Genomic DNA, 15,931 nt, shown 5'->3' with positions numbered 1-15,931 from the left:
ACCAGGCAACCATCGACATCGAGATCATCGCCGACAACACCCGCTTGACAACCCGCCAGCCAGCCTAACTACACGGCATTGGGACTAGCCGGCCACGACGTTCAGGTCGATCACGGCGGACACGTCGTCGTGCAGACGAACGGTCGCCGTGTACTTGCCGACCGACTTGATGTGGGTCGGCAGTTCAACCATGCGCTTGTCGATGGCACCGAGACCGGCGGCCTCGACGGCCTTCGCAACGTCGACGGCCTTGACCGTGCCGAACAGGCGGCCGGACTGGCCGGCCTTGACGGTCAGCGTGACCGGCTTGGCGGACAGGGCGCCGGCCTGGGCCTGGGCCGCCTCGATCGAGGCGTGCGCGCGGGCGGCGCGGGCGGCCTTGATCGACTCGACCTGCTTCTCGCCACCCTTGGACCAGGTGAGGGCGTAGCCGCGGGGCAGAAGGTAGTTACGGGCGTAACCGTTCTTCACCTCGACAACGTCGCCGGCGGTGCCGAGACCAGTTACTTCGTGGGTCAAAATGAGCTTTGCCATGTTGTGTTCCCTCCCTTAACCGCGGCCAGCGCCGGAGTAGGGCAGCAGTGCGACCTCGCGGGCATTCTTGATTGCCTGGGCGATCTTGCGCTGCTCCTGGACGGTCACACCCGTGACACGACGTGCCCGGATCTTTCCGCGGTCGGAGATGAACTTGCGCAGCAATGCTACGTCCTTGTAGTCGATGACGGTGATGTCAGCGGCCTTCAAGGGGTTGGACTTTGGTTTGGGCTTACGGAGTTCAGCCTTAGCCATCGTGGAGCTCCTTTGTATCAGTGGAGCCCGTGGATATTGATCCGCGGGATGGAAAGCGTACGGCGGTTGCCGCACTGTGGTGTGGGTGTGGGTGTGGCGCCGGGCGCCACGGGTTAGAAGGGCGGTTCGGAGTTGTCCGGGCCGGTGGTCCACCCCTGCGAACCGCCGCCGGGCGTGGCCCAGGGATCGTTCGCCGGTGCGGACTGGGTTTGCTGCTGGGCGCCCCAGCCGGAGTTGCCTCCGCTTTGGTTGCCGCCGAACCCGCCGCCCTGGTTGCCCCCGCCAAAGCCGCCGCCCGGCGCGCCGGAGCGCTGTGTGCGGTTGACCTTCGCGTTGGCGTACCGCAGCGAGGGGCCGATTTCATCGACCTCAAGCTCAAAGACGGTGCGCTTTTCGCCTTCTTTGGTGTCGTAGGTACGCGACTTCAGCCGGCCTTGGGCGATGACACGGGTCCCCTTGGTCAGGGACTCGGCCACGTTCTCGGCCGCTTCACGCCAAATCGAGGCGCGAAGGAACAGGGTCTCCCCGTCCTTCCACTCGTTTGACTGGCGGTCGAAGGTCCGCGGAGTCGACGCAATGGTGAAGTTGGCTACTGCCGAACCACTCGGGGTGAACCGGAGTTCGGGGTCGTTGGTGAGATTGCCAATGACCGTGATAGTTGTTTCGCCTGCCATCTGCCCTGCTCTTCCTTCTTAGCTGGTGCCTACTGATCGAAAAACCGTGCAGGAACGGGGCCGAGGTTACTCGGCCACGACCTTCTGGTCTTCCGGACGGATGATCTTGGTGCGCAGGATGGTCTCGTTGAGGCCAAGCTGGCGGTCAAGTTCCTGGGCGGTAGCCGGCTCGGCGGTGAAGTTCACCACGGCGTAGATACCTTCGGACTTCTTCTTGATGTCATAGGCGAGCCGGCGACGGCCCCAGATGTCAACCTTGTCAATCGTTCCACCGTGGGCGGGGATGACAGCGATGAGCTTCTGAAGCGACGGCTCGACCGTACGTTCGTCGACCTCGGGGTCGATGATCACCATCAATTCATAAGGACGCATATGTGAACCCACCTCCTCTGGGCTAAGCGGTTACGGTCTTTCCGTAACAGGAGGTTCATTTGCGGTGCCTGCGGGCGTGGGATGCGGCGTTAGGCCTTACCCCGGTGCCGGCACAGACTCGTCAAGTCTACCGTATGGACGACGGCGGCCCTTGCGTTCGCGGGCGACGGCGGCGTCCACTGCGCGATCGACGACGGTTGTCCACAGGGAAGCCATCTCCCAGCCCCTTCGTAGGCCCGATCGGTAGACTGGAGGCATTGGGCGGAGCGTCTGCCCCACCACCGGCAAGGAGTTCGCGTTGTCGACACTGAAGAACAAGAGCGGGCTGACCGAAGAGGAAGTCCAGGACGGGATCGACTTCGCCGATGCCGCCCAGTACCTGGCCGGCGGGCGTGCGTCCGAGCGGGGGCGCGAACTGGCGCGGGAAGTCCTGCGCGGCAACATCGAGGCCGACGACGCCGTGGCCATCCGGCTGGCCGAGATCAAGGCAACAGGCAAGTAGACCCGATGCCGGACCGATACACATACCCCGGCACCGAAGTCCTCATAAACATCCCCGGGTACCGAGATCAGGCGCTCCTTGACCTGGCCGAAAAGGATCTGGCCGAAATCGGGCTGGCAAGGCTGCGCGTGCACCCGATTCCCGGCCATTTCAACCTCCCCCACCTGCAGGCCATCCACCGCCGCCTCGTGGGAGACCTGTACGAGTGGGCCGGGGAGATCCGCACCACCGACACCCAGGCGATGGGCACGGGGGTCCCGTACTGCAGGCCGGAATTCATCCAGGAGTTCGCGCGGGAGGTCTTCGCCGGCATCGCCAAGGACAAGTTGCTGGCCGGGCTGGACCACGACGCGTTCACCGGGCGGCTGGCCCATCACTGGGGCGAGCTGACCGCCCTGCATCCGTTCCGGGACGGGAACACGCGCAGCCAGTCGGCGTTCTTCGACCAGCTGGCCCGCCAGGCGGGCTGGCGGATCGACTGGGCGCGGCTTGATCTCGACCGGGTCAAGGACGCGCGCATCCTCGCCGTCTCCCGCAGCTCCGAGCGCCTGCGCGATGAGCTCGCGCCGGCCATCACGGCCCTGTCGCGGCCTGCAGGCGCGTAGACGGCGACGCGTGGCATGATCGTCCCATGACGACCGGCAACCCCGACCCACGCTCCCGGCGCACGGTGCGCCGGCGGCTGCGGCTGACCGCGATGGCGATGAGTGCCGTGGCGGCGGCCGGGCTGACCGGGCTGCTCGGCCAATGGGTGTACGCGCCGGCGGCCGGGTGGTTGGCGGCGGCCCTGGTGTACAACGTATGGGTCTGGACCCTGATCGCCCCCATGGACAACGTGCGCACGGCCGCGCACGCCCAGGAGGAGGACCCGGGCCGCAGTACCTCCGACCTGTTGATCCTGCTGGCGGCGCTGGGCAGCCTGGCCGCCGTCGTGCTCGTGATGATCGGCAGCAAGGACGTGACGGGCGGCGGGCGGCTCCTGCTGGCGTTGTTGGCGCTGGCCACCACCGCCATGTCATGGCTGCTCGTGCACACGCTGTTCACGCTGCGCTACGCGGAGACCTACTACACGGGCCCCCAACCGGGCGGCATCAGCTTCAACCAGGACGAGGCTCCCCAGTACACCGACTTTGCGTACATGGCGTTCAGCCTCGGCATGACGTACCAGGTCTCCGACACGTCGATCACCACACGCGCCATGCGGTCGGCGGCGCTGCGGCACAGCCTGCTGGCCTTCGTGTTTGGCACCGGCATCCTGGCCACGACCATCAACCTGGTGGTCAGCCTGGCGTCCTGACGGGCCTACACCGCCGTGCGGAAGAACGTCCCGATGATCCGCGCCAGGTGGTACGGGTCGTCCACGCCGCACAGTTCCCGGGCCGAGTGCATGGACAGCAGCGGCACGCCGACGTCGACGGTCCTTATGCCCAGCCGGGTGGCCGTCAACGGGCCGATCGTCGACCCGCACGGCACGTCGTTGTTGGACACGAACTCCTGGTACGGGGCGCCGGCCATCGCGGCCAGCCGCGCCCAGATGGCCGCGCCGGGCGCGTCGGTGGCGTAGCGCTGGTTCGCGTTGATCTTCAGCAACGGGCCGCCGCCCAGCACCGGCAGGTTGGCCGGGTCGTGGCGGTCCGCATAGTTGGGGTGCACGGCGTGGCCGGCGTCGGCGGAGACGCAGAAGGAGTTGGCGAAGGCACGACGCCGGTCGCTCACCGAGGCGCCCAGCCCGTCGGATACGCGGGTCAGCACATCCTCCAGGAGGGGCCCGCACGCACCGGAGCGGGACGCGCTGCCCAGTTCCTCGTGGTCGAAGGCGGCCAGCACGGGGATGACGCCGCCCGCGCCCGCGCCGCCGATCAGCGCGACGAGCCCGGCGTGCACGGACGTCAAGTTGTCCATGCGGCCGGCGGCGAAGAACTCGTCGTTGGCGCCGAACACGGCGCCGGGCTGCGTGTCGGCCACCATGATGTCGTAGCCGCCGATGCGGGCCGCGTCGACGCCGGCGTGCCCGGCCAGCAGGCCGAGCAGGTCGGCGTCCTGCGCGGAACCCTGACCCCAGACCGGGTTCATGTGCTGCTGCTTGTCCAGTTTCAGGCCGGTGTCGTTGACGCCGCGATCCAGGTGGATGGCCAGTTGCGGGAAGCGCAGCAGCGGCCCGGTGGCCACCAGGGCCTCGTTCCCGTCCACGTCCACCAGGCGCCCGGCCAGTTGCAGTTCGCGGTCCAGCCATGAGTTCAGCAGCGGCCCGCCGTACACCTCGACGCCGGCCTGCAGCCAGCCGTACCGGCTCGTGGTGGGCTTGGGCTTGAGCTTGAACGAGGGCGAATCGGTGTGCGCACCCAGGATGTTGAACCCGGTGGTGGCCGTGGCACCCTCGGGGACGACCCACGCGATGACGGCGCCGTCGCGGATCACGAAGTGCTTCCCGCGGGCCGGCCACCCCGCCGCCTCGTCCAGCCGGCTGAAACCGGCCGCCTCGAGCCTGCGGCCGGCCTCGTGGGCGGCGTGGTAGCTCGACGGCGACGCCGCGATGAAATCGGCCAGGTCCTGGATGTGATCGCGCGTTGTCATGGTCCGAGTCTAGGTAATACACCCAGAAAACGCTCCGACCAGTACAAACACCCCAAATCAGGAGCCGCTGTTGACCAGCTCCACCACCGCCATGTTCCATTGGTCGGTGGTCGGCGCGCTGGCCCCGATCTTGACAACCGTGCCCTTCGCCCCGGTCGTCTGGTTGGTGTATTCGGACCAGAACGTGTCGCCGGCGGTGGTATCCAGCAACTGCTCGAGGATGACGTCCCCCGTGGGGAGGGTGCGCGCCGTCGCGTTGTCCCAGTCGTGGCCGACGGCGAACACCAGAGAGGCCGCCGACGTCGTCGTCACACTGAGCATCGGCGCACCGCCGGCGGCCGACCCGACCAGGGTGGCCCCGGTACCGGAGGCACCCTCATACGCGACAACGGTCAGTTGCTGCTCGAAGCCGCCTTTGGCCGGCGTCGAGGTCACCGTGGCCGCCGTCAGCACGCTGGGCGCGGTGGCCGCCCAGATTTCCGCATCGCCGGATTGTCCGTTGGCCCGGTCCACGAGTTTCCAAGTCAGCCCGGAACCGCTGACCGTGGTGCTCTGTTGTCCGGCCCCGGCCGGACCGTCCAGGGAGACGAAGGCCATCAGCGTTTCGTTCGCTGCAGCGGTGTGGAAGGAAGCGGTGGTCAGCTTTCCGGTGCCATTGACGTGCACCTCCGCCTGCTGGACGAAACAGGTCATTGGCGGCGCCGGGTTCTGCACCGTGACGCTCACATTCGCCGAGGCGCCGGTGTTGCCACTGGTATCCGTGGCCACCGCGGACAGGGTATGACTTCCGGCCGTCGCGGTCGTGGTGTCCCAACTGATCGTATACGGAGAGCCGGTGACCGGCTGGCCGAGGGGCTTGCCGTCCAGCTGGAACTGTACTTGGGCGACCGCCACGTTATCGGTGGCATTCGCGGCCACCGGGATCGTTCCGGAGACGGTTTCGCCCGCTGTCGGGTTGGTGATCGAAACCGTCGGCGGGGTCGTGTCCGGCGGCTGGGGGCCGGTACTCGCCTCCAGCTCGACCGCGGCCAAATCCCACCGGTCACCGGTGGGAGCGGTGTCGGAGATGGTCATGGTCTGCCCGGCGGCAGTACTGGCATTGATGGTCTGCTGCGCCCACATGGTGTCCCCGGACGCCTGGTCGAGCCATTGGCCGAGCATCAGCTGGTTGCCGCCCAGGGTGCGGGCGGTCGCGTTGTCCCAGTCGTATCCGACGCCGATGGCCACCGATCCGGCCGCGCTCGATGTCATGCTCAGGCTCGGAGCGCCGGTGTTGGCCGATGCGACGCCGGAGACCCCGACGCCGGAGGCGTTCCCGTAACTCTGCACGCTCAGTTGCTGACCGTATCCGCTCACCCCCGGCGTCGACGTCACCGCCACATTTGATAGCACAGAGGCGGTGCTGGCCGCCCAGATTTCGGCGTCACCAGGCTGGTTGTCGCTGCGCTTGACCAGCTTCCAGCGCAGACCGCCACCGCTCACGGTGGCGGTCTGCGCACTCCCGCCGGGGCCGTCGCTGGATACCTCGGCCAGCAGCACCTCGTTCGCGGCCGAGGTGCTGAACACGGGAGTCGTCACGGTGCCGACGCCGGTGATGTTCACCGATTGGTCGATGTTCGGACCGGCCCCACTGGTCACCGTGACCGGAACCGACGCAGCGGTGTTCATGGTTCCGTTCGAATCGGTGGCCCGCGCGGAGAGTTCATGCCGGCCGGGGGTCACCGAGCCCACCGTCCAGGCATATTGATACGGTGCGCTGGTCACCGGGCTCCCCAGGCTGTGGCCGTCGAGCAGGAACTGCACCGAGGCGATGGAGGCTCCCGAGGCACCGGCCGCGGTCGCGGTCAGGTTCACCGTACCCGACACCGACGCATTGGCGGCCGGACTCGTCACCGACACCGATGGTGGGGTGATGGCCGGCTGCGACTGCGCGCCGATCGTCACCGAGGTGCCGCCGATGGTCAGCACCGTGTCCGTGACATTGTTGGTCGTGTCGCTTTCGGTCAGCACATGCTGGGGGTCGGCGATGCCGCGCAACACGTAGCTGCCGTCCGGCACCCCGGTCAGGTCGATCGGCTGCCCGCTGTCGGTCTGGTCGTATTGATCGCCCCAGCCGACCGACCAGCCCAATGCCTTGGTCGGATCCGAGCAGTTGCCCTGCGGGATGAATGAACTGGAGGGTGTGTTGGGCACCGTGCCGACGTAGGTGTCCGCGGTGATGCAATAGTCCTTCTTCGGGCTACTGGCCGCCAGCGCCCCCAGGCTGCCGTCGGCGTTGCGGTGATAGAGCGCGAAGCTGGTCAGCGGAAACTGGTAGTCGCTGGGCTGGTCGAACACGCCGACGGTGGCCAGCGGGACGGTGTGGTCGAGATTCCAGGCGCCGGCCGAGGGACTGTTGTAGATGGATTGCACAAAGCTGGCGGTGCCGGTGGCCGAATCGTAGCTCGGGTCGATCTCGAACGGGCCGGTCCCGGCGTCCCAGGTGATATGGGTGAACCGCAACATCCGGTCGCCGGTGCCCGAGTCGTTGCCGATAGAGATCTGATTCGTCGGCACCGACACCTGCATATCCGGCAGGGTGACCGGTGCACTCGCCGCCGACGCCGGTGCAACGCCGGTGAGGGTGGCCGCGATCAACGCAAGCCCTGCCGAGACCGCCACCGCGCAAGATGAAAACCCGCCAATGATTCCCCGCATGACCAACCCTCCCTCTGACGATCGGGAAAGCACGGCCTCGTCGTTGGCGGCTGGAACCGCACGGCAATCCGTTGCGTGGCCAGAGTACTCTCCCGACCGCCGAATGCGGTAGGGGGGTACGACTACTCGTTTTTCGCCCAATTTCCGCAGGGCCCCTTGTGAAATGGCAACGTCTCACGGAGAGATCACGTCGAGCGGGCGGTTGCGGGTGTGGGGCGTGAATTGCACCAGGATCGAGGCCACCACAATGAAGACGGTGATCAGCAGGAAGGCGCCCAGGACCGACATGTGCGGCAGGAACGGCGCAATCACCAGCACACCGATGCCACCGCCGATGTGCCCCACGCCGTCCACCAACGCGAAGCCGGTGGTCCGCGCCCGGGTCGGGAAGCATTCGGCGGTCAGCGCGTACGTCGGGGAAACCCAGAGGTTGAACCCGGCGAAGATCAGGATCGCGCCGATGAAGGAGACCGTGATGGTGGTCCCGGCCACCGCGATGAGGATCGCGCCGATGATCGTCACCGCCGCGCCGATGGGCAGCCAGAACCGGCGTTCGAGCTTCTCCACCAGAAACGACATGACGATCGCCTCCGCCACGAACCCGAACGTGCCGACGGCCGCGATCACGCCCGCCTCGGGCGGCGGGAAGCGCAGCGCCGTCAGGACGCTGGTGAACCCGGAGGCATACGAGTAGACGGTGATGTAGGCGATGAACCAGATGACGAACAGCAGGGCGATCCGCCGCAGGTACAGCGGGCTGGTGAACAGGTCCCGGTACGGCATCTTCGACGGCGGCGGGGCCACGGCCGCGGCGTCGGCCAGGACCGGCTCCCGCAGCGTCCCGTGCCGCACGGCGCGGGACTCCATCGCCGCGACCACGCCGTCCGCTTCCTCAACCCTGCCCTGGCCGATCAGCCAGCGCGGGGACTCCGGCAATTGGACCCGCAGCAGGATGGCGACCAAGGCCAGCAGGGCGCCCACGCCGTACATCCACCGCCAGCCGTTTGAGAAGCCCGGACCGGCCACCGCGAACGGCAGCCCGAGCGGCCAGGGCGTAGCCGGCGTGGTCAAGATCAGCCCGAGCCAGATCCCGACCAGCGCGCCCAGCGCCGACATGATGAAGATGACGGTGGTGAATTTGGCCCGGGCGCGCCGGGGGGCCACCTCGTTGATGTATGTGTTCACGATGGCCAGGTCCGCGCCGATGCCGATGCCGGTGATGATGCGGGCGATGTTGAAATTGACGTACCCAGGTGCCAGGGCGTTGTAGAGGGAACCGAGGCCGGTGATCAACATGGTGATCAGCAGCATGTTCCGCCGACCCACCTTGTCGGCGTACGGGCTCAGAACCAGGGTGCCCACCACGTAGCCGGCCAGGTTCAGCACCACCGGGAACGGCAGGGCGTCCAGCGCGTTCTCCGGCGTGCAGCCGGGTTTCAGGGCCACACAGGTCTGGATGAAAGAGACGTTGATGTCGAAAATATCGTAAAAGGTGAACAGGAAGCCGAGGCCGATGATGCCGATGAAAACGTAGGACAGGGACCACACGTCAAGGCGCTCAAGCCTGGCGATGACCACCTGTCCGGGAGACGACGCGATTTGTTCATTCGGGGACGCCATGATATCCTCCGCTGCCGGCAATAAGCTGCTGAGGCCATGATAGACCCGATCAGTAGTCGGGGTTACTGGGCGTGACCAGCCCCGTCTCATACGCGTACACGACCACCTGGACGCGGTCACGCAGGTGCAGTTTCGTCAGGATGCGGCGCACATGCGTCTTCACCGTCGCCTCGGACAGGAACAGCTGGTGGGCGATCTCCGCGTTCGAGCCGCCCTGGGCGATGGCGTGCAGCACCTCCAACTCGCGCGGGGTCAGGTCCGCCAACAGCGGATCACTCGGCGGCGCCACCCGGGCCCGCTGAGAACGCACGAAGTTCTCCAACAGCCGGGCGGTCACCCGCGGTGCCACGACGGCGTCGCCGCTGGCCACCAGCCGGACGGCGTTGACCAGTTCGGCGGGCGCCACGTCCTTGAGCAGGAACGCGCTGGCCCCGGCCTGCAGCCCGGCGAACGCATACTCGTCCAGGTCGAAGGTGGTCAGGATGATGACCCGCGACTCGGCCTCGGACGCGGCGATCCGCGCCGTCGCATCGATGCCGTCCATGACGGGCATGCGCACGTCCATGAGCACCACGTCGGGCGCCAGTTCGGCCACCTTGGCGACGGCCTCGGCCCCATTGGAGGCCTCGCCCACGATCACCAGGTCCGCCTCACCCTCCAGGATGAGCCGGAACCCCATGCGCAGCAGCGGCTGGTCGTCCACCAGCAGCACGCTGATCGGTCCTGTGGTTTCGTCCACGTACCCCCCCTCAATCACACGTCAGTCCCCGGCCGGCTGCGGGCGCAGCACGGCCTCGACCACCCAGCCCCCATGGGCACCCGGTCCGGCCGTCACGGTTCCAGCGTAGATGCCCGCACGCTCCCGCATGCCGGCGATGCCCTGCCCGGTTCCCATCGAGGCGCCCGCGGACGGGTGGACCGAGCCGCGCCCGTCGTCCGTGACCTTGATGCGCAGCTCCCCAGACGCCTCGTTGTTCTCTATCACCAGCTGCACGCGGGAGACGGCCGTGCCGTACCGCAACACATTCGTCAGCGATTCCTGCACGATCCGGTACACGGACAGCTGCAGTGCCGCGTCCCCGGGCAGCGTCGGCCCCGAATGCGTGACGGTCAGCGGCAGCCCGGCCTGCCGGAACCCCTCGATCAGCCCCGTCAGGTCGGCCCGGTCGGGCAGCGGTGCCCGGGTGCCGCCGTCGTCGTTCCTCAACACCCCCAGCACCCGGCGCATGTCCGCGAGCGCGGTGCGGCCGGTCTCGGACAGCTGGCCCAGCACCTCGGCGGCGCGGTCCGGATTCCGTTTGACGACGACGGCGGCGCCGTCCGACAGTGCCACCATGACAGTCAGCGAGTGGGCCACCACATCGTGCATCTCCCGGGCGATGCGGTTGCGTTCGGCCACCGACGCCAGCTGCGCGTTGCGCACCGCCCAGGAGCGCAACTCCTTCTCATGCTCGCGCCCGCGCCGCACCGAGACGCCGATGCCGGTGGCGATGACGTTGGAAAGCACGATGATGACGGCGCTGATGATGGACGTCACCTGGGCGCTGGGTCCACCGTCTGTCAACGCCTCGGGCGGCACCTTGTACAGGAACAGCAGGTACCCGGCCATGGGAAGGCTGACGGCGGCCGCTGCCGCAAAGCTGCGCACGGCCGAATAGTGCACCGCCACCGCATACAGCCCGAACCACAGGCTGACTCCGGTGTTGCTGCCGGTCGGATAGATGATGAGGTTCACGATCTCCAGCACGAACAGGACCGACACCACGGTCAGCGGCCCATACCGGCGGAACATCAACGCCACGGCGGCCGCGACGACCAGGGCGGCGTGGGGCAGCAGGTTCCGGTGGTTGGGTGCCAGGAAGATGCCCGAACTCGTGAGCACGTAACACGCGGCCACCACGACGTCGGTGACGCGCGGGTGGCGGTGGAGGTAGCGGCGCAGCCAGCCGCGCCTAGCCGACGTGAGCTCCTCGGCCCTGGGCGCGGCCGCCGTCAATGATTCGGCGGAATCCGCGGCCGTTCGTTCCGCGGACCCCGCCGGGTCGATGGCGCCCATGTCACCGGGTGCAGGCACAGGAGCCGGCATGGGCGGTGCCCCGGGCCGTCCTAGACGTCACGGGTCTTGAGCGTGATGACCGCCGGGATGGTCACCACCAGGATCCAGGCCAGGAAGAGCAGCCCACCCACGTGCGGGTCGATGAACGCGTCCTTGTGGCCCACCTCGAGCATGCGGCCACCGGCCACGCTGGGCACGTACTGGTTCACGTACTTCCAGAAGTCGCCCGGCACCAGGCCCAGCAACTGCGTGCCGAACGGCAGGACGAAGAACAGGGCCACCAGGACGATGATCCCGCCGGCCGAGTTACGCAACAGCGTCCCGAGCGAAAGCCCGATCAACGCCACACCGGCCACATACACGCCGCCCATGAAGATGCCGTACACCACCCCGTCGCGGCCGAACGACATGTCAATCCCATAATGGTGCAGGATCGGGATGGAGATCAGGAACGTCACGAGCGCCGCGACGAGCGTGAGCACATAGGACACCACGACGAGCACGATGGCCTTGGCCGCAAAAGCCGGGAGACGCCTCGGCACGGCCGTCATGGTGGAGCGGATCATTCCGGTGCCGAACTCGGAGGCGATCAGCAGCACGGCCAGCGATCCCAGCACCAGGATGCCCAGTTGCAGGCCGGCGTTCGGGATGCCGTAGATGTTGATGCCCTGCGCCTGCGCCGCCGCCTCGGCCTGCGCCAGCGTCATCGTGGTGGCGTGGACGCCGCCCTCGGGCCTGGCAGATCCGGTCGTCATGAGGGACTGGATGATCGTCCCGCGCAACCAGGCCGCCAACGCGCCCACGCCCACCACGGCCACGAACGTGAACAACAGCAGCAACTTGGTCGAGCGCAGCGACCGGAACTTGATCCATTCGCTGCGCAGCACGCCACCGAAGCTGAGGCCGTGCGTGCCCGCCGCCGATGCGTGCGAAGGCGAGGGTACCGTCGTCGTGCTCATGGTCAGCGTCCTTCCGGTGCCGACGACGCGACGTCGGACAGTTCGTGTGAATGATATTCGACCTCGTCCTTCGTGAGGTCGAAGTAGGCCTCCTCGAGGGAGGCCATGATCGGGGTCAGCTCGTAGACCAACACCCGGTTGTCCAGCGCCGACTGGGCGATCCGGCGCGCGTCCAGGCCGCTGATCTCCAGCGTCTCCGACTCGGAACTGTCGATGCTGACGCCAGTGCCGCCGAGGAGCTCGGCCAGCCTCGACGCCTCCGGCGTGCGCACCCGCACGCGCGTCTGGTGCCCGCCGTCGAGGATGTCGGCGATGGGCGCGTCGGCGATGATCTTGCCGCGGCCGATGAGGATGAGATGGTCGGCGGTCTGCGCCATCTCGCTCATCAGGTGGGAGGACAGGAACACGGTCTTGCCCTCGCCGGCCAGGTACTTGACCAGGTTGCGCACCCACAGCACGCCTTCCGGGTCCAGGCCGTTGACCGGTTCGTCCAGGATGAGGGTCTGCGGGTCCCCCAACAGTGCCGCGGCAATGCCCAACCGCTGGCCCATGCCCAGCGAGAAACCGCCGGCCTTCTTCTTCGCCACCTGCGCCAACCCCGTCATGTCGATGACCTCGTTGACCCGGCTGGCGGGAATGTTGTGCGTTGCCGCCATCGATAGCAGGTGGTTGTAGGCGCTGCGCGAGGTGTGCACGGCCTTGGCGTCGAGCAGGGCGCCGACCTGGTGCAACGGGTCGCGGTGCTCCGCGTAGTGCTTGCCGTTGACCGTGACGGTGCCGGCGCTCGGCCGGTCCAGCCCGACCACCATGCGCATGGTGGTGGACTTCCCGGCGCCGTTCGGTCCCAGGAATCCGGTCACCTGGCCCGGCTTCACCGTGAACGTGACACCGGCAACGGCCGTTTTCGGCCCGTAATGCTTGGCGAGGTTGACTGCCTCGATCATGTGGACATCCCCTTGGGTTGCATTCGGCGGCCTGCTTCAGGCCATGCGTCCACGCTACGGCGTCCGGGCCCCGATTTCGCCTGCCTCAGGGATGAATCAGGGGCCGCTCAGGGTCGTCCGGAGGGATTACCCCGGCAGCGGCCCGCCCGTGCGCTGAGCGTCAAATGCCGGCCACGGAATGACAAGCCAGGTGCGCGTGCCATGGGGCATAGTGAAATGAGTCACCCAGCCGCGACGCCGATGTGCGGCGCATCGACCACCAGGAGGATCCATGCAGACCGAAACCACGCTCGACACGTATGAGGACCTGTTGCAAGCCATTGTCGCCAACGACGGCGGCCGCGAGATCAGCGATCCCGCCACCGGTGAGGTCGTCGGCCGCGCCCCCGAGCACACGACCGCCGACCTCGACGCCGCCGTCGACGCCGCGCGGGCCGCCCAGCCGGCCTGGGCCGCCTTGGGCCACGAGGAGCGCAGCGCGTTCCTCAACCGGGCCGCGGACGCCGTCGAGCGCTCCGCCGAGGCGCTCGCCCGGCTGCTCTCCCGCGAGCAGGGCAAGCCGCTGAACGGGCCCAACGCCCGCTTCGAGGTCGGCGCGTGCGCCGCGTGGCTGCGCGCCACGGCGTCGTTCGAGCTGCGCCCCGAGGTGCTGGTCGACGACGGCGAATCCCGGGCCGAGCTGCACTACCGGCCCCTCGGCGTCGTCGGCGCGATCGGCCCCTGGAACTGGCCCATGATGATCTCCGTCTGGCAGCTCGCCCCCGCCCTGCGCATGGGCAACGCCGTCGTCGTCAAGCCCTCCGAGTACACCCCGCTGAGCGTGCTGGCCCTGGCCGCCGTCATCAACCAGGAATTGCCGGCCGGCGTGCTCTCCGTGGTCTCCGGCGGCCGCGGCGTCGGCGAGCGGCTCGCGGCGCACCCGGGCATCGACAAGGTGATGTTCACCGGCTCCACCGCCACCGGCAAGGCGATCATCCGCTCCTCGGCGGACACCGTGAAGCGGCTGACCCTGGAGCTGGGCGGCAACGACGCCGGGATCGTGCTGCCGGACGCCGATCCGGCGGCGATCGCCGAGGGCCTGTTCTGGGGCGCGTTCATCAACACCGGCCAGACCTGTGCCGCATTGAAGCGCCTGTACGTGCACGAGGACATCTACGACGCCGTCTGCGACGCCCTGGTCGGCTTCGCCGGGCAGATGCCGATGGGCGTCGGGCTGGAGGAGCAGAACGTCCTGGGGCCGCTGCAGAACAAGGCGCAGTTCGACATCGTCGCGGATCTGGTGCAGGCGGCCAAGGACTCCGGCGCCCGGGTGCTCTTGGGCGGCGAACCCGAGGCCGGCCAGCCGGGCTACTTCTACCCGACGACGCTGGTGGCGGACATCGACAACGACAACCCGCTGGTCGCCAGGGAGCAGTTCGGCCCGGCCCTGCCGATCATCAAGTACTCGAGCGTGGAGGAGGCTATCACCATGGCCAACGGCCTGGACGTCGGGCTGGGTGCCTCGGTGTGGTCGTCCGACCCCGCGAAGGCCCGCGAGGTCGCCGCCCGCATCGAGGCCGGCACCGTGTGGATCAACAAGCACGGTGCCGTGGACCCGCGGGTGCCGTTCGGCGGCGCGAAGGCCTCGGGCTACGGCCTGGAGTTCGGTGTCGAGGGGCTCAAGGGCCTCGGTGCGCCGCAGGTGATCAGCTACTGACGGCAGGGCGGACGCGGTGGGTTAGGGTGGAGCAAACTCTGCGGATGGGGGACCTCAATGGCGCCGACGGACGACCGCTACCCGGCCATTTACCAACGCGGCGGGGATGACCTGCCCCGGACCGCCGTCGCGCCGCCGGCGGCGTTCCCCACGGCCGGGGCGCCGCCGGCCGAGGCCCCGCCGGCCGTTGAGGCGGTGCCGGTCGTTGACGCGGTGCCCGCCGCGGATGCCCCGGGCCCCGACCCCGACCAGCCGGACGCCGACGGTCCACGCCCTGCCCCGTGGCGGGCCGGGCGGGCGCGTGTGCTGCTCATCCTGGCCGCGGCGCTGGTGGCCGCGGGCGTGGCGTGCCTGACGATCCAGTACTGGCTGCCGGCCTCGCTGGTCATGGACCCCGCCGCGCTCCATGGCATCGCCGTGAGTCCCTGGGGGCCAACGGTGGCCGCGGCGGCCCCGCACTTCATGGGCGCCGGGGTGGGCTTGGGTGTTGCCGTGCTGTTCTTTGCCGCCCGGAACCGGCCGGCGGCCGACCGATCGTTTCGTGCCACCGCGTTGGCGTGGGCGCTCGCGCTGGTGGCCGCCGGCCTCTGGGCCATGTTCACGCCCGGCCTGTTTCCGGATGCGACGATGGAACCCCAACTGCACCGGTTGGACGGCGGCGGCGCGGGCCTCGCCGTGTATGCGATGCCCTGGCCCTACGCCGTGTCCTCCGTCGCCACGGCGCTGCTGGCCCCGGGGTTGGCCCTGGCCGCGGTCGTCGTCGTGCTCCCGCCGGCGGGCCCGGCCCGGCCGTCCCCGCATGGCGCCTGGCTGGCCGGCGGCGCACTCGTCCTGTTGGGGTTCGCGGCCATCTTCGCGCCACACCTGACACCTCTGTCAATGGGCACGGAACCCCGGACGCTGGGCGAGCTGACCTACTCGATGGCTCCCTGGCCCACGGTGCTGCAGGGCGCGGCGCCGGCCTGCCTCATCGTCGGGCTGGGCGTGATCGTGTGGGGCACGCTGGGCTGGGCGGCCCCCGGCCCGGACCCCGACCTATGATGGGCTG

The 15,931-nt window shown here is 68.4% G+C and carries 16 protein-coding genes; 5 read left to right on the top strand and 11 right to left on the bottom strand.

Going from position 1 to position 15,931, the window contains the following annotated elements; all coding sequences use genetic code 11:
• Positions 1-84 precede the first annotated feature (84 nt).
• From rplI to rpsF, 4 genes are all read right to left on the bottom strand, one after another.
• Positions 85-534, bottom strand: coding sequence for a 50S ribosomal protein L9 (gene rplI / locus EJC77_RS15430; RefSeq protein ID WP_125614507.1), 450 nt, complete (start codon positions 532-534; stop codon positions 85-87).
• 15 nt (positions 535-549) lie between these two features.
• Positions 550-789, bottom strand: coding sequence for a 30S ribosomal protein S18 (rpsR, locus tag EJC77_RS15425; protein ID WP_003800144.1), 240 nt, complete (start codon positions 787-789; stop codon positions 550-552).
• Between the two features lie 113 nt (positions 790-902).
• Positions 903-1,463, bottom strand: a complete 561-nt coding sequence (locus EJC77_RS15420; protein ID WP_125614504.1) for a single-stranded DNA-binding protein — start codon at positions 1,461-1,463, stop codon at positions 903-905.
• 66 nt (positions 1,464-1,529) lie between these two features.
• Positions 1,530-1,835: a 30S ribosomal protein S6 gene (gene rpsF, locus EJC77_RS15415; protein ID WP_125614521.1), complete on the bottom strand. Its 306-nt coding sequence runs from the start codon at positions 1,833-1,835 to the stop codon at positions 1,530-1,532.
• A 298-nt stretch (positions 1,836-2,133) separates the two neighbouring features.
• Here rpsF and EJC77_RS15410 point away from each other — a divergent pair, with 298 nt between their 5' ends.
• The 3 genes from EJC77_RS15410 to EJC77_RS15400 are packed head-to-tail and all read left to right on the top strand — an operon-like array spanning position 2,134 to position 3,634.
• Complete coding sequence (locus EJC77_RS15410; RefSeq protein ID WP_125614501.1) at positions 2,134-2,337, top strand: hypothetical protein; 204 nt, start codon at positions 2,134-2,136, stop codon at positions 2,335-2,337.
• Between the two features lie 5 nt (positions 2,338-2,342).
• Positions 2,343-2,942: a Fic/DOC family protein gene (locus tag EJC77_RS15405; RefSeq protein ID WP_125614498.1), complete on the top strand. Its 600-nt coding sequence runs from the start codon at positions 2,343-2,345 to the stop codon at positions 2,940-2,942.
• A gap of 26 nt (positions 2,943-2,968) precedes the next feature.
• Positions 2,969-3,634 carry a DUF1345 domain-containing protein gene (locus tag EJC77_RS15400; RefSeq protein ID WP_338069488.1) on the top strand — a complete coding sequence of 222 codons (666 nt, stop codon included), beginning with the start codon at positions 2,969-2,971 and terminating at the stop codon, positions 3,632-3,634.
• Positions 3,635-3,639: 5 nt separating this feature from the next.
• Here the strand turns inward: EJC77_RS15400 and EJC77_RS15395 are convergent, their stop codons facing one another.
• The 7 genes from EJC77_RS15395 to EJC77_RS15365 form a co-directional block, all read right to left on the bottom strand.
• Entirely contained in the window at positions 3,640-4,911 is a 1,272-nt protein-coding gene (locus EJC77_RS15395; protein ID WP_125614495.1) for a M18 family aminopeptidase, read from the bottom strand.
• Positions 4,912-4,968: 57 nt separating this feature from the next.
• A complete protein-coding gene (locus EJC77_RS15390; RefSeq protein WP_125614493.1) occupies positions 4,969-7,641 on the bottom strand; it encodes an Ig-like domain-containing protein in 2,673 nt (890 codons plus the stop codon).
• Positions 7,642-7,782: 141 nt separating this feature from the next.
• The gene (locus EJC77_RS15385) at positions 7,783-9,228 is read right to left on the bottom strand and encodes an MFS transporter (protein ID WP_125614490.1); all 1,446 of its coding nucleotides are present in this window, start codon (positions 9,226-9,228) and stop codon (positions 7,783-7,785) included.
• A gap of 49 nt (positions 9,229-9,277) precedes the next feature.
• Positions 9,278-9,967: a response regulator gene (locus EJC77_RS15380; RefSeq protein ID WP_125614487.1), complete on the bottom strand. Its 690-nt coding sequence runs from the start codon at positions 9,965-9,967 to the stop codon at positions 9,278-9,280.
• A gap of 21 nt (positions 9,968-9,988) precedes the next feature.
• Positions 9,989-11,302 (bottom strand): sensor histidine kinase, encoded by a 1,314-nt coding sequence (locus EJC77_RS15375; protein ID WP_240630286.1) that lies wholly within the window; start codon positions 11,300-11,302, stop codon positions 9,989-9,991.
• Between the two features lie 32 nt (positions 11,303-11,334).
• Complete coding sequence (locus tag EJC77_RS15370; protein ID WP_125614484.1) at positions 11,335-12,243, bottom strand: ABC transporter permease; 909 nt, start codon at positions 12,241-12,243, stop codon at positions 11,335-11,337.
• Positions 12,244-12,245: 2 nt separating this feature from the next.
• Positions 12,246-13,187 (bottom strand): ABC transporter ATP-binding protein, encoded by a 942-nt coding sequence (locus tag EJC77_RS15365; RefSeq protein WP_125614481.1) that lies wholly within the window; start codon positions 13,185-13,187, stop codon positions 12,246-12,248.
• A gap of 271 nt (positions 13,188-13,458) precedes the next feature.
• Between EJC77_RS15365 and EJC77_RS15360 the strand changes: the two genes are divergently transcribed.
• The gene (locus EJC77_RS15360; RefSeq protein ID WP_125614478.1) at positions 13,459-14,883 is read left to right on the top strand and encodes an aldehyde dehydrogenase family protein; all 1,425 of its coding nucleotides are present in this window, start codon (positions 13,459-13,461) and stop codon (positions 14,881-14,883) included.
• A gap of 57 nt (positions 14,884-14,940) precedes the next feature.
• On the top strand, positions 14,941-15,924 hold the full coding sequence (locus EJC77_RS15355; protein WP_125614475.1) for a hypothetical protein: 984 nt from the start codon (positions 14,941-14,943) through the stop codon (positions 15,922-15,924).
• Positions 15,925-15,931 lie beyond the last annotated feature (7 nt).

The organism is Specibacter cremeus (genome assembly GCF_003946885.1).
Classification (GTDB): Bacteria; Actinomycetota; Actinomycetes; order Actinomycetales; family Micrococcaceae; genus Specibacter; species Specibacter cremeus.
This window is presented reverse-complemented; position numbering and strand designations above follow the sequence as displayed.

What these genes read in the sequence shown, in the direction of transcription:
- EJC77_RS15385 (WP_125614490.1), bottom strand. Translation starts at nt 9,228, where the DNA reads ATGGCGTCCCCGAATGAACAAATCGCGTCGTCTCCCGGACAGGTGGTC.
- EJC77_RS15400 (WP_338069488.1), top strand. Translation starts at nt 2,969, where the DNA reads ATGACGACCGGCAACCCCGACCCACGCTCCCGGCGCACGGTGCGCCGG.
- EJC77_RS15355 (WP_125614475.1), top strand. Translation starts at nt 14,941, where the DNA reads ATGGCGCCGACGGACGACCGCTACCCGGCCATTTACCAACGCGGCGGG.
- EJC77_RS15370 (WP_125614484.1), bottom strand. Translation starts at nt 12,243, where the DNA reads ATGAGCACGACGACGGTACCCTCGCCTTCGCACGCATCGGCGGCGGGC.
- rpsF (WP_125614521.1), bottom strand. Translation starts at nt 1,835, where the DNA reads ATGCGTCCTTATGAATTGATGGTGATCATCGACCCCGAGGTCGACGAA.
- EJC77_RS15365 (WP_125614481.1), bottom strand. Translation starts at nt 13,187, where the DNA reads ATGATCGAGGCAGTCAACCTCGCCAAGCATTACGGGCCGAAAACGGCC.
- EJC77_RS15395 (WP_125614495.1), bottom strand. Translation starts at nt 4,911, where the DNA reads ATGACAACGCGCGATCACATCCAGGACCTGGCCGATTTCATCGCGGCG.
- EJC77_RS15360 (WP_125614478.1), top strand. Translation starts at nt 13,459, where the DNA reads ATGCAGACCGAAACCACGCTCGACACGTATGAGGACCTGTTGCAAGCC.
- EJC77_RS15420 (WP_125614504.1), bottom strand. Translation starts at nt 1,463, where the DNA reads ATGGCAGGCGAAACAACTATCACGGTCATTGGCAATCTCACCAACGAC.
- EJC77_RS15405 (WP_125614498.1), top strand. Translation starts at nt 2,343, where the DNA reads ATGCCGGACCGATACACATACCCCGGCACCGAAGTCCTCATAAACATC.
- rplI (WP_125614507.1), bottom strand. Translation starts at nt 534, where the DNA reads ATGGCAAAGCTCATTTTGACCCACGAAGTAACTGGTCTCGGCACCGCC.
- rpsR (WP_003800144.1), bottom strand. Translation starts at nt 789, where the DNA reads ATGGCTAAGGCTGAACTCCGTAAGCCCAAACCAAAGTCCAACCCCTTG.